9 protein-coding genes and 1 riboswitch are annotated in these 12486 nt (G+C 64.3%); of the genes, 5 read left to right on the top strand and 4 right to left on the bottom strand.

The window, feature by feature from the left end; genetic code table 11:
• Positions 1–69: 69 nt before the first annotated feature.
• Complete coding sequence (locus IB262_RS24825) at positions 70–1395, bottom strand: dicarboxylate/amino acid:cation symporter (protein ID WP_034805703.1); 1326 nt, start codon at positions 1393–1395, stop codon at positions 70–72.
• Positions 1396–1638: 243 nt separating this feature from the next.
• On the opposite strand from IB262_RS24825, the gene IB262_RS24820 reads away from it, so the two are divergent.
• From IB262_RS24820 to IB262_RS36505, 4 genes are all read left to right on the top strand, one after another.
• Entirely contained in the window at positions 1639–3492 is a 1854-nt protein-coding gene (locus tag IB262_RS24820) for an ATP-binding protein (RefSeq protein WP_162727389.1), read from the top strand.
• 3 nt (positions 3493–3495) lie between these two features.
• Positions 3496–4860 carry a sigma-54 dependent transcriptional regulator gene (locus IB262_RS24815; RefSeq protein ID WP_060530426.1) on the top strand — a complete coding sequence of 455 codons (1365 nt, stop codon included), beginning with the start codon at positions 3496–3498 and terminating at the stop codon, positions 4858–4860.
• Between the two features lie 97 nt (positions 4861–4957).
• Positions 4958–5086: riboswitch (TPP riboswitch) on the top strand.
• 90 nt (positions 5087–5176) lie between these two features.
• Complete coding sequence (thiC, locus tag IB262_RS24810; protein ID WP_034805694.1) at positions 5177–7000, top strand: phosphomethylpyrimidine synthase ThiC; 1824 nt, start codon at positions 5177–5179, stop codon at positions 6998–7000.
• 455 nt (positions 7001–7455) lie between these two features.
• Positions 7456–7989 carry a hypothetical protein gene (locus IB262_RS36505; protein ID WP_162731772.1) on the top strand — a complete coding sequence of 178 codons (534 nt, stop codon included), beginning with the start codon at positions 7456–7458 and terminating at the stop codon, positions 7987–7989.
• A 172-nt stretch (positions 7990–8161) separates the two neighbouring features.
• Here IB262_RS36505 and IB262_RS24800 read toward each other — a convergent pair whose 3' ends face one another.
• The 3 genes from IB262_RS24800 to IB262_RS24790 are packed head-to-tail and all read right to left on the bottom strand — an operon-like array spanning position 8162 to position 11813.
• Entirely contained in the window at positions 8162–9400 is a 1239-nt protein-coding gene (locus IB262_RS24800) for a Zn-dependent hydrolase (protein WP_034805688.1), read from the bottom strand.
• A gap of 29 nt (positions 9401–9429) precedes the next feature.
• Complete coding sequence (locus IB262_RS24795) at positions 9430–10605, bottom strand: M20 aminoacylase family protein (RefSeq protein WP_113136201.1); 1176 nt, start codon at positions 10603–10605, stop codon at positions 9430–9432.
• A 2-nt stretch (positions 10606–10607) separates the two neighbouring features.
• The gene (locus IB262_RS24790) at positions 10608–11813 is read right to left on the bottom strand and encodes a diaminopropionate ammonia-lyase (RefSeq protein ID WP_060581035.1); all 1206 of its coding nucleotides are present in this window, start codon (positions 11811–11813) and stop codon (positions 10608–10610) included.
• A gap of 155 nt (positions 11814–11968) precedes the next feature.
• Here IB262_RS24790 and IB262_RS24785 point away from each other — a divergent pair, with 155 nt between their 5' ends.
• Positions 11969–12451, top strand: coding sequence for an Lrp/AsnC family transcriptional regulator (locus IB262_RS24785; RefSeq protein WP_034805679.1), 483 nt, complete (start codon positions 11969–11971; stop codon positions 12449–12451).
• Positions 12452–12486: the final 35 nt, after the last annotated feature.

The following is a 12486-nucleotide window of genomic DNA, read 5'->3' as shown; positions in this document are numbered from 1 at the left end:
CGACGCGGCCCGTGTTGCCACGGACCGCGTTCGGACTGCTTTTTTGCAGTCATGCCTTGGGAGGCAAACTCATTCCGCCGGCTGCAAGGCCGGCTGCGGCAGCGCCTCCGGCGCACGGCCGCCAAGGACCGCGGCCATCTGCGCTTCATCCAGTTCGCCTTCCCACTTCGCAACGACGATCGTGGCGACCGCATTGCCGACGAAGTTGGTGAGCGCGCGGCATTCCGACATGAAGCGGTCGATGCCGAGGATCAGCGCCATGCCGGCGACCGGCACCGCCGGGACGACCGAAAGCGTCGCAGCCAGCGTGATGAAACCGGCGCCGGTGATGCCGGCAGCACCCTTGGAGCTCAACATCGCGACGAGAAGCAGCAGCACCTGATCGCCGAGCGACAGCGGGATATCCATCGCCTGGGCGATGAAGAGCGCGGCCAGCGTCATGTAGATGTTGGTGCCGTCGAGGTTGAAGGAATAGCCGGTCGGGATGACCAGACCAACGACCGAGCGCTTGCAGCCGGCCTTTTCCATCTTGCTCATCAGACCCGGAAGAGCGGCTTCCGACGAGGACGTGCCGAGCACCAGGAGCAGTTCTTCCTTGATGTAACGGATCAGCGCAACGATCGAGAAGCCATTGTAGCGGGCGACCGCGCCAAGAACGACGAACACGAAGAGGAAGGACGTGATGTAGAAGGTGCCGATCAGCATCGCCAGGTTGGCGATCGAGCCGACGCCGTATTTGCCGATGGTAAACGCCATCGCGCCAAAGGCGCCGATCGGGGCGGCCTTCATCAGGATGCCGACGAGCTTGAAGACCGGCAGCGTCAGCGCGTGCAGGAAGTCGACGACGGGCTCTGCCTTCTTGCCGACCATGGCAAGCGACAGACCGAAGAGCACGGAGATGAACAACACCTGCAGGATGTCGCCATCGGCAAAGGCGCCGACGAGCGTCGTCGGGATGATGCCCATCAGGAAGCCGGTGATCGTCTGCTCATGCGCCTTTTCGGCATAGGTGGTCACCGCCTTGACGTCGAGCGAGGCCGGATCGATGTGCATGCCGGCGCCCGGCTGGACGACATTGGCGACGATCAGGCCGATGATCAGCGCGAGCGTCGAGAAGGTCAGGAAATAGATCATCGCCTTGCCGGCGACGCGGCCGACCTTGGCAAGATCGGTCATGCCGGCGATGCCGGTCGCGACTGTCAGGAAGATGACCGGCGCGATGATCATCTTGACGAGACGGATGAAGGCGTCGCCGAGCGGCTTCAGCTCGGTGCCGAGCGACGGATAGAAATGGCCGAGCAGGATGCCTGCGGCGATCGCCACCAGAACCTGGACATAGAGATGGCGATAGAAAGGTGTCTTGCCGCGCGGTTCCGCGGATTGTTCGATAATCATGAGATCCTCCACTGGACCCAGTCCGGCGTCATGCCGGGCCTCCCGGGTCAATTTTCGATGCGCGACAGCGCGGGCTGTCATGAGGATGTCATTTGCAACGGTCGTGCCAGTTGGCCGCGGCAGGAACCAAGCCTTTGAATTGATGAGGATGTTTTGTGCAGGCGGCTCGGTGCGCACAAAGAGTTGAGCGGATTTCCGCACAAGCCATCTGGAAGACTGAGCGAAAAAATGCACAATTGGGCCATGTTCAACGCCCTGTCCGCCCCCCTCAATCTGGCAGATCTCGACCAGTCGATGCGCCGCACCTGGCTGGTCTTTGCCGGCCTTGCCGTCGCGCTGCTTGTCGCCGCGCTCCTGCTTGCCGGCGAGTACGGCCGAAGCCAGGCGCTCGAAACTGTCGATGCCCAAAGCCGGATCGATGCCAATCTGAAGGCCTCGCTGCTGCGCGCCGTACTCGAACGCCAACGCTCGACGCCGCTGGTGCTGGCCGACGATGTCGAGGTGATGGCAGCCCTTTCGACCCGCGGCACAGAGGCGCTGCAACGGCTGAACGAGAAGCTGCAGGCGCTGGCGACCAACACGGACGCCGCTGTCATCTACGTGATCGGCCCCGATGGCGTCGCCGTCGCTGCCAGCAACTGGCGCGAGCCGACGAGTTTCGTTGGCAACGACTATGCCTTCCGCGAATATTTCCGCATGGCGATGCGCGACGGCAAGGCCGAGCATTTCGCCATGGGCAACGTCAGCAAGCGGCCGGGCCTCTACATTTCGCGTCGGGTCCAGGGTCCTGACGGCCCGATCGGCGTCGTCGTCGCCAAGCTCGAATTCGACGATGTGGAAGCCGAATGGCTCGCCTCCGGCAAGCCGGTCTACGTCACCGACCGGCGCGGCATCGTGCTGATCACCAGCTTCCCCTCCTGGCGCTTCATGACGACCAGAACAATTCCACGCGACCGCGTCGCCGCCATCCGCGACAGCCTGCAATTTGGCGATGCCTCGCTGCTGCCGCTGCCCTTCCGCGACATCGAGCCGACCAGCGATGGCTCCAGCGAGTTGCGCGCACTGTTGCCGGGCGAAAGCGAACGTCGGTTCCTCCGGGTCGAAACCATGGTTCCGACCACCAGCTGGCGGCTGGAGCAGCTAGCACCGCTCGATGGCGCGATCTCGGCGGCAACCCGCGAGGCCCGGCTGATTGCCCTGGCCCTCCTCGCACCGCTGCTCGCTTTTACCGCGGTCCTCCTGCGCCGCCGCCAGACGCTGGCACTGGTGTCTGCGCGCGATCGCGCCGCGCGCGACGAGCTGGAGACCCGCGTGGCGGAGCGCACACATGACCTCAGCCTTGCCCGCGATCATCTCGAAACGGAGATCGCCGACCACCGGCGTACCGGCGAGAAGCTGCAGGCGGTGCAGCAGGAACTGGTTCAGGCGAACCGGCTGGCGATCCTTGGCCAGGTGGCGGCCGGCGTCGCCCACGAGATCAACCAGCCGGTCGCGACCATCCGCGCCTATGCCGACAACGCCCGCACCTTCCTCGAACGCGGCCAGCAGCAGACCGCGGTCGAGAACCTTGTCAGCATCGCCGAACTGACCGATCGGGTCGGCACCATCACCGACGAACTCAGAAGCTTCGCTCGCAAGGGCCGCTTCGTCGCCGAGCCGACGCCCATGCGCGACGTGATCGAGGGGGCGATGATGCTGCTGCGCAGCCGCTTTGCCGGCCGCATGGATGCGATCGTCATCGACCTGCCGGAAAATGGCCTCAGCGTCCTCGGCAGCCACATCCGGCTCGAGCAGGTGCTGATCAACCTTTTGCAAAATGCCCTGGAAGCGCTCGGCACGCGCAGCGACGCCGAGATCCGCGTGCGCTGCAAGGACAGCCCCTCCGGGACGGTTTTGCTCGTCGTTGCCGATAACGGCCCAGGCATTCCCCTGCACATCCACGAGGATCTGTTCACGCCGTTCAACACCTCGAAGGATGAAGGGCTCGGCCTCGGCCTTGCCATCTCCAAGGAGATCGTCGCCGACTATGGCGGCGATATCACCGTCGAAACCAGCGACAGGGGCACCGTCTTCACGGTTCGCCTGAAGAGGGCCTGAGCGATGCAGCCGACCGTCTATCTCGTCGACGACGACAACCATCTGCGCAAGGCGATGACGCAGACGCTGGAACTCGCCGGCCTCGCCGTTACCCCTTTTGCCAGCGCTGCCGAAGCGTTGAAGACGCTGGATGCGAATTTCGACGGAGTCGTCGTCAGCGATATCCGCATGCCGGGCATCGACGGCCTCGCCTTCTTCCGCCGCATCGAAGCTTTCGACGCGGATCTGCCGGTGATCCTGGTGACCGGCCATGGCGACATCCCGATGGCAGTGCAGGCGCTGCAGGATGGCGTCTACGACTTCATCCCCAAACCCTTTGCCGCCGACCGGCTGGTGCAGAGCGTGCATCGCGCGCTGGAAAAACGCCGGCTCGTGATGGAAAACCGCGCGCTGAAACGGGCCGCCGAGACGGCCGGCGACAGCCTGCCGCTGATCGGCCAGACGCCGGTCATGGAACGTTTGCGCCAGACGATCCGGCACATTGCCGATACCGATGTCGACGTGCTCGTCGCCGGCGAGACGGGCAGCGGCAAGGAGGTGGTGGCGACGCTGCTCCACAATTGGAGCCGACGCCGCAACGGCAACTTCGTGGCGCTGAATTGCGGGGCGCTGCCCGAAACGGTGATCGAAAGCGAACTCTTCGGCCACGAACAGGGCGCCTTCACCGGCGCCTTGAAGAAGCGCATCGGCCGGATCGAGCATGCGAGCGGCGGCACGCTGTTCCTCGACGAGATCGAGGCGATGCCACCGGCGACTCAAGTGAAGATGCTGCGCGTTCTGGAAGCGCGCGAAATCACGCCGCTTGGCACCAACCAGGTTCGTCCGGTCGATATCCGCGTCATCGCGGCTGCCAAAATCGATCTTGGCGACCCGGCGCAGCGCGGCGATTTCCGGGAAGACCTCTACTTTAGATTGAATGTCGTAACGCTGTCGATCCCACCGCTGCGCGAACGCCGAGACGATATCCCGCTGCTCTTCTCGCACTTCCTGACCCGGGCGGCCGAGCGCTTCAAGCGCGACGCGCCTGTGGTCACATCGGCCGTGCAGAGACATCTGATGACGCATGCCTGGCCAGGCAATGTGCGCGAGCTCTCGCACTTTGCAGAACGCGTGGCGCTTGGTGTCGAAGGTCCGCTGGGACAGCCGATTGCGCCCGCCGAACAGCCTGGATTTGCGCTCCCGGAACGGCTCGAACGCTACGAGGCGGAGATCCTGAAAGAGGTGTTGCGGGCTCAGCGCGGCGACGTCAAGGCGACGATCGAGGCGCTCGGCATTCCGCGCAAGACATTCTACGACAAGCTCCAGCGCCACGGCATCAACCGTGCCGATTACGCCGAGCGGGCCGCACCGGAAAAGGCCGGCCGCTAGCGTCAAACCCGAATCCGTCACCACACGCAATAGGTGCATCTTTGTCGGCAGGCGAATTCACGCTTGACGACCCGGGCCGATCGATGGCTATGATCTAGGCATTCACCAGGGGGGTCCCGCAAGGGGCTGAGATTCTGCTGGATGGCCGGCTTGCCGGCTGTGGCGCAGTGACCCGTTGAACCTGATCCAGTTCATACTGGCGTAGGGACGGTGCAGATATCGAAGCCAGGATTCCGTGCGTCCAGCATCTGGCGGAGCGTCTTTCATCTTTCCGGCATCAGAACTGGGTCTCCAATTGCAAACTTGGAGCCTCGTCATGAATATTGCCACCAAACCCGCAGCCCTCACGGTCACGCAAGGACCGCTTCCCGCCTCCCGCAAGATCCACAAGCCGGGCGTGCTTCATCCGGATATCCGCGTGCCGATGCGCGAGATTGCGCTCCACCCGACGTCGGGCGAGCAACCGGTTACGGTCTATGATTCCTCCGGCGCCTACACCGCCGACGACGCCGAGATCCGCATCGAGGACGGCCTGCCGCGGCTGCGCCGCAACTGGATCGTCGACCGCGGCGATGTGGAAACCTATGAGGGACGCGTGGTCCGCCCCGAGGACAACGGCTTTGTGAGCGGCGACAGGCTGACACCGACCTTCCCGTTCCAGCATGCGCCGCTGAAGGCCACGGGCGGCCGCGCAGTGACCCAGCTTGCCTATGCCCGCGCCGGCATCATCACGCCGGAAATGGAGTTCGTGGCGATCCGCGAAAATCTCGGCCGCGACGCGGCGCGTGCGAAAGTCCGCGACGGCGAAAGCTTCGGCGCCCACATCCCCGATCACGTGACACCCGAATTCGTGCGCCAGGAAATTGCCAGCGGCCGCGCGATCCTGCCTGCCAACATCAACCATCCGGAATCCGAGCCGATGATCATCGGCCGTAATTTTCTGGTGAAGATCAATGCCAATATCGGCAACTCCGCCGTCACCTCGTCGATGGCGGAAGAGGTCGAAAAGATGGTCTGGGCGACGCGCTGGGGCGCCGACACCGTCATGGACCTTTCGACCGGCCGCAACATCCACAACATCCGCGAATGGATCATCCGCAACTCACCGGTTCCGATCGGCACCGTGCCGCTTTACCAGGCGCTGGAAAAGGTCAACGGCATTGCCGAGGACCTCACCTGGGAAGTCTATCGCGACACGCTGATCGAGCAGGCTGAACAGGGCGTCGACTATTTCACCATCCATGCCGGCGTCCGGCTGCACTACATCCCGCTCACCGTCGATCGCGTCACCGGCATCGTTTCGCGCGGCGGCTCGATCATGGCCAAGTGGTGTCTGCATCACCATCGCGAGAGCTTCCTTTACGAGCATTTCGAGGAAATCTGCGACATCTGCCGCGCCTATGACGTCTCCTTCTCGCTCGGCGACGGCCTGCGCCCCGGCTCGATCGCCGATGCCAACGACGCGGCACAATTCGCCGAACTCGAAACGCTCGGCGAGCTCACCAAGATCGCCTGGGCCAAGGATTGTCAGGTGATGATCGAAGGCCCCGGCCACGTGCCGATGCACAAGATCAAGGAGAACATGGACAAGCAACTCGCCGTCTGCGGCGAGGCGCCGTTCTACACACTCGGACCGCTGACGACGGACATTGCGCCCGGCTACGACCACATCACGTCGGGCATCGGCGCGGCGATGATCGGCTGGTTCGGCACCGCCATGCTCTGCTACGTCACGCCGAAGGAGCATCTCGGTCTTCCCGATCGCAACGACGTCAAGGTCGGCGTCATCACCTACAAGATCGCCGCCCATGCCGCCGATCTCGCCAAGGGCCATCCGGCCGCCCAGGTGCGCGACGACGCGCTATCGCGCGCGCGCTTCGAATTCCGCTGGGAGGACCAGTTCAACCTCTCGCTCGACCCGGAGACGGCCCGTAACTTCCACGACGAGACACTGCCGAAGGAAGCGCACAAGGTCGCGCATTTCTGCTCCATGTGCGGCCCGAAATTCTGCTCGATGCGGATCTCGCACGACATCCGCGCAGAAGCGCAGAAGGAAGGCCTGGAGGCAATGGCCGCGAAATACCGCGAGGGCGGCGACCTCTATATGCCGGTGGAAGGGGCGGCTGGCGCGGCCGAGTAGACGACAGAGACTCGTTGAAGGGGCCAGTCACGGCCCCTTCAGTTCACTCAGGGCTGCGCCTCCCGCCTCGGAAGCGGAAGCGGCGATCGCCAAGGCTCTCCTCCTCCGTCATGCTTGGGCTTGAGCCGAGCATGACGGAGGGTGGGAGGCGCGCCAACGACCCCGTTCAATCAACAAACATGCAACGTCCTCTGTCCCTCTCGCGACGCCTCAGCGATGAGGGCGATCATCTGTATGTCGTGGCCGCCGCCAGAGGCCCGCACCTTGCGCTCCGTGTCGCCCGTCCCCCCAATAGCTTGTCCCCACATCGATTGAACGATATGCAAGGCGCACGCAAAAGTCGCTGTCGGCGAAATTCATTCGCGGCGGGCAGCCGAACTGTACCCGCGCAAAAGTCCTGCAGGACGACGCAAGAACGCCGTTTGCACAAGGAGAATGACTTGAGGACATGCCTGTTGAGACTGACGGCCTTGTCCATAGGAGCCCTTGCAGCATTCGGCGGAGATCTGCCGCGCCTCAACGGTGACCGGGGCTTTGCCGGGGGCCTTTCCTGGATTTCCGCTGCCCATGCGGACGACGCCGATGCCGGCGGCACGAATGGTGAAGGTGCCGCGGGCGGCAGCGACCAAGGTAGCGAAAACGTCGGGAGCGGCGGAAGCAACGGCACAGAGGGTGGCGGCGATTGGGGCTCCGGCGATGGTAGCGGCGTGGGCGGCGAGCCCGGCGGGACCGGGGCTGGCGGTGGAGGCGGCGTCATCGACGGAAGCGGCCTGAGCGGCGGAGACAGCGAGCGCCACTCATCCTCTTCGCGCGACGGGCGGGATTACGGACCAACCGGCAGCGTATGGTACGGCGGCAGCAGTTTCCTCAATCTTTTTCGCCGGACACCGGAAGAGCCTCCCGAGGGGAGCGGGCCAGAGTCTTCCACCCGGCAGAAGAGCGATGCGGGATCCCGCAAAAGCGCGGGTCACACCAGAACAGAGCCCTGAAGAGATGTCTGCTTCGTCGCGCCGAAGGATGCCGTGTGCTGTTTATCGCGGACATAGAAGCGTCTGCGCCTGGATGCTTGGGCCAAGCCCTGGCATGACGGAGCAGCGGGAGGCGCGCTATCGATCCCGTTCGATCAACGAACGCGCAACGTCCCTATAGCCCTATAGCCCTCTAGCGACCACTCACCATCCGCTCGACCACATCGAGCAGCACGTTGGCGCCGGCGACCAGATCATCCGGCTCCGTGTGTTCGCGCGGATTATGGCTGATGCCGTCGCGGCTCGGAACGAAGATCATCGCCGTCGGCGCGATGCGGGCGATCATCTGGGCGTCATGACCGGCGCCCGAAGTCATGCGCCGGCTCTTGAGGCCTCGCGCCTTCGCCGAAGCCTCGACCGCTGCGACGATGCCCTGATCGAAGGCGACGGGCTGGAAGCGTGCCAGCCGCTCGACCGAGATCGTTACCCCCTCTTCCGCGCCGATGCGCACCAGAAAGTCCGCAAGCGCCGCTTCGAGCGCCTGCAGCCGATCCTCGTCCGGATCGCGCAGATCGACGGTGAAGGCGGCACGCGATGGGATGACGTTGATCGCGTCGGGCTCGAAACGCATGGTGCCAATGGTCGCGACACTCGGCGCGTTCGACCGGGCAATATGCTCGCGCAGGAAGAGGCCGACACGCGCGGCCGCGAGACCGGCGTCGGAACGCATTGCCATCGGCGTGGTGCCGGCATGGTTGGCGACGCCATCGATCGTCACGCGCTGCCAGGAAATGCCCTGCAGGTTCTCGACGGCACCGATCGAAAAGCCCTCGCGCTGCAGCACCGGCCCCTGCTCGATATGAAGCTCGACATAGGCGTGGGGCTTGAGGAACCCCGGCTCGATGTTGCCGGCATAGCCAATCCGCTCGAGTTCCTCGCCCAGCGACGAGCCATCCGTGCCGATGGTCGCGAGCGCTGCGTCCAGCGGCAGGCCGCCGGCATAGACGAGCGAGCCGAGCATGTCGGGCGCAAAACGCACGCCCTCCTCATTGGTAAAGGCGGCAACGACGATCGGTCGGGCCGGCGTCACGCCACGGTCCTTCAGCGTCTCGATTACTTCGAGCGCGGCGAGTACGCCGTAACATCCGTCATAGATGCCGGCATTGATGACCGTATCGATGTGCGAGCCGAGCATGATCGGCGCTTCGCCGCTGTTCTCCTCGCTGCGCCAGATGCCGAAGATGTTACCAATCTGATCCACGGCCACATCGAGGCCCGCCGCCTCGATCCAGGCGACGAGGCGGTTGCGGCCGGCCTTGTCGTTGTCGGAGCCGGCCAGCCGGGTCAGTCGCCCTTCTGCATCGCGACCGATTTCGCCAAGCTCGCGGATGCGCCCGATGAGGCGCGCGGCGTCGATGGAAGGAAATGACATGTTATTCCTGCTTTCATGCGGATTTTGGTTCATGGCCGGCTATCAGCCAACGCCAGTCTCTGCCGGATAATCTCGGCGTGATAACGCGCGCCGAAGATCAGGGCGTCGTCGTTGAAGTCGTAACGCGGATTGTGCAGCGGCGCCGATGTCTCGCCATTGCCGATGAAGACGAAGCAGCCCGGAACGTGCTCAAGGAAGCGTGCGAAATCCTCCGAGCCGGTCATCGGCTCGGCGGCCGTTGCGACATTCCCGGTCCCGAACACCGTTTCTGCTGCGGCAAAGGCGTGGCCGGTCAAGGCCGGGTCATTGATCAGTGGCACGAACTCGCGCGAGTAGTTGACCTCGACCTCGCAGCCATAGGCATCCGCCGTACCCTTGGCGATCACCCGCATCTCCGCTTCGATCCTGGTGCTGACCTCCGGGCGGAAGCTGCGGGCATCGCCGAGGATGCGGGCGAGACCGGGCAGCGCGTTGCGCGTGCCGTCGGTCAAAAGCTCGGTGACCGAAACGACACCGATATCCGTCGGCGAGAGGCGGCGCGACACGATCGTCTGCAGATTGACGACGGTGGCGCAGGCGGCGACCAGCGTCTCGTTACCCCAGTGCGGCCGCGCCGCGTGCCCGCCGACGCCTTTGAGCACGATCTCGAAATTGTCCTCCGCCGACATGATGGCGCCGACGCGGGTTTCGAAACGGCCGACCGGCAGCCCCGGCATGTTGTGCAGGCCGTAGATTTCGTCGAAGGGAAAACGTTCCATCAGTCCGTCGTCGAGCATCGCCAGCGCGCCCTTGCCCCACTCCTCGGCCGGCTGGAAGATAAAGCATGCGGTACCATCGAAGCCGCCGTCTTCGGCGAGCATCTTGGCGGCGCCAAGCAGCATGGCCGTGTGACCGTCATGGCCGCAGGCATGCATGGTGCCGGGCTTCGTCGAGCGATAGGGAAGCTCTCCCTGTTCCGGTATCCGCAGCGCATCCATGTCGGCCCGAAGCGCTATGGCGCGGTTGCCGCTGCCGCGTTTCAGCCGACCGACGACGCCGGTACCACCGACACCTTCCACCACCTCGTCGAGCCCGAATTCCCTGAGCTTTGCCGCAACGAAGGATGAGGTGCGTTGTTCCTCGAAACCGAATTCCGGGTGCGCGTGCAGGTCGCGGCGCCAGGCGGTCATGTCCTTCACAAGCCGGTCAAAATCCATTCCCGCCATGGTCATCCTCTTTCGTTCGATGTGTTGGCGACGGTCTCGGGCGACAGGCCGACCAAGGCAGCATAACGCTCTGGGTCCGTCGCACCCTCGGTATTGATGACGAAGACGCGCGACTGCGCGGTCAGTCCGAGCGTTTCCCGCAGCGCTGGATCGCGGGCAACCGAAAGCAGCCCGGCCAGGCCGACGCCGCCGCTTTCGCCGGACACGATCGCCGGGTCAGAGCCTGTCGGCCGCGCAAGCCGGTTCATCACCGAAACGGCATCCTCCTCGTCGACGGTCATGAAGGCATCGGCGACGCGGGACAGGATACGCCAGGCGACAAGCGACGGCTCGTAGCATTCGAGCATCGCCATGATCGTCGGCTCGCCATGCGCCACCTTGACCGGATGTCCGGCTCTGGCGCTTTCGTAGAGGCAGGCGGCGCGCGCCGGATCGACGACGACGAAACGTGGACGCTCCGCGCCATAACGTAGCGCCATATGCCCCGCGGTCGCCGCCGCAATGCCGCCAACGCCCGCCTGCACGAACACATGCGTCGGAGGCTCTTCCATCTGCCGCAGCGCCTCGCTCAGCAGCGCCGTGTAGCCCTGCATCACCAGGCCGGGAATGTATTCGTAGCCCGGCCAGGTGGTGTCCGAGACGACGGTCCAGCCATTTTCGTCACAGACCCGCGCGGCCTCCCGGACGGAATCGTCGTAGGTCCCGGCAACGCGGACGATCTCCGCGCCATAGGCCGCGATCGCCTCGATGCGCGTTTCGCTGACGCCTCCGTGCACGAAGATCACCGCTTTCGCGCCGACAAGCCGGGCGCCCATGGCAACCGAGCGGCCGTGATTGCCATCGGTGGCGCAGCCGAAGGTCTGGGCGGCGGCAATTGCCCGAACCTCTGGCCGGTCGAGATCGTCGAGATCGATGCTGCGACCGAGACGCCGTTCCGCCTCCTCGACCACCAGCCGGATCACCGCATAGGAACCGCCAAGCGCCTTGAAACTGCCGAGACCCAGGCGATGGCCTTCGTCCTTGACGAAGACGCCCGCAATACCGAGTTCGTCCGCCAATGCGGGCAAGGCATGAAGCGGCGTCGGCCGATGGTCGGGGCGGCGCGCAAGCTGCTGCTCGACACGGGCGGCGGCGGCAAGCGACAGCATGTCGGCATCCGCGGGCAGTAGCGAGTGGCCGAAATCGGCATGGGAATTGGCGAGAAACATGGTGCAATCTCCGTAGACCACGAAAATCTATTTCATCGCTGCCGAGAAATGCGCTCTAAATGGCCGTCGAGAATGCAAGTTTGTAAAGTTAATGGGGTGCCGTGGCGTGGGGTTCCACCTTCAGGGCCCGGAGAGCAGGAACCGAAAGGCACTGGATGGCACCGTCGAAAAAGCCACAGGTCGAACTGGATCGCTTCGATCTTGCGATTCTCGCCATCCTGCAGAAGGACAATACGACGCCGCAGCGCCAGATCGGCGAGGCGGTCAATCTGTCGGCGCCCGCCGTCCAGCGGCGGATCAAGCGCATGGAAGAAACCGGCGTCATCCGCGCCAATGTCGCGCTGATCGATCCGGTCAGCGTCAATCAGGCGCTGACGATCCTGGTGGAGGTGGAGGTCGAAAGCGAGCAGATCGCCCTGCTCGATGCGGCCAAGGCGGCATTCACGGCGGCACCCGAGGTGCAGCAATGCTACTATGTCACCGGTGACGTCGACTTCATGCTCGTCGTCATCGTGCCGACCATGGCCGACTACGAGGCCTTCACCCGGCGCATGTTCTTCGGCAATGCGAACATCAAGCGCTTCCGCACCTTCGTGACGATGGACCCGGTGAAGGTCGGGCTTTCGGTTCCGCTCTAGGATAAAGCCGGAAGCGCGCAGCGATTGCCCGACGG

Origin of the sequence: Ensifer sp. ENS02 (assembly GCF_014851885.1) — a bacterium.
Taxonomy (GTDB): Bacteria; Pseudomonadota; Alphaproteobacteria; order Rhizobiales; family Rhizobiaceae; genus Ensifer; species Ensifer adhaerens.
Note: the sequence above shows the minus strand (reverse complement) of the source record. Positions and strands in the feature narration are given on the sequence as shown.

Coding starts and splice junctions, on each gene's coding strand:
- IB262_RS24825 (WP_034805703.1), bottom strand. CDS start 1,395: ATGATTATCGAACAATCCGCGGAACCGCGCGGCAAGACACCTTTCTAT.
- IB262_RS24820 (WP_162727389.1), top strand. CDS start 1,639: ATGTTCAACGCCCTGTCCGCCCCCCTCAATCTGGCAGATCTCGACCAG.
- IB262_RS24815 (WP_060530426.1), top strand. CDS start 3,496: ATGCAGCCGACCGTCTATCTCGTCGACGACGACAACCATCTGCGCAAG.
- thiC (WP_034805694.1), top strand. CDS start 5,177: ATGAATATTGCCACCAAACCCGCAGCCCTCACGGTCACGCAAGGACCG.
- IB262_RS24800 (WP_034805688.1), bottom strand. CDS start 9,400: ATGTCATTTCCTTCCATCGACGCCGCGCGCCTCATCGGGCGCATCCGC.
- IB262_RS24795 (WP_113136201.1), bottom strand. CDS start 10,605: ATGGCGGGAATGGATTTTGACCGGCTTGTGAAGGACATGACCGCCTGG.
- IB262_RS24790 (WP_060581035.1), bottom strand. CDS start 11,813: ATGTTTCTCGCCAATTCCCATGCCGATTTCGGCCACTCGCTACTGCCC.
- IB262_RS24785 (WP_034805679.1), top strand. CDS start 11,969: ATGGCACCGTCGAAAAAGCCACAGGTCGAACTGGATCGCTTCGATCTT.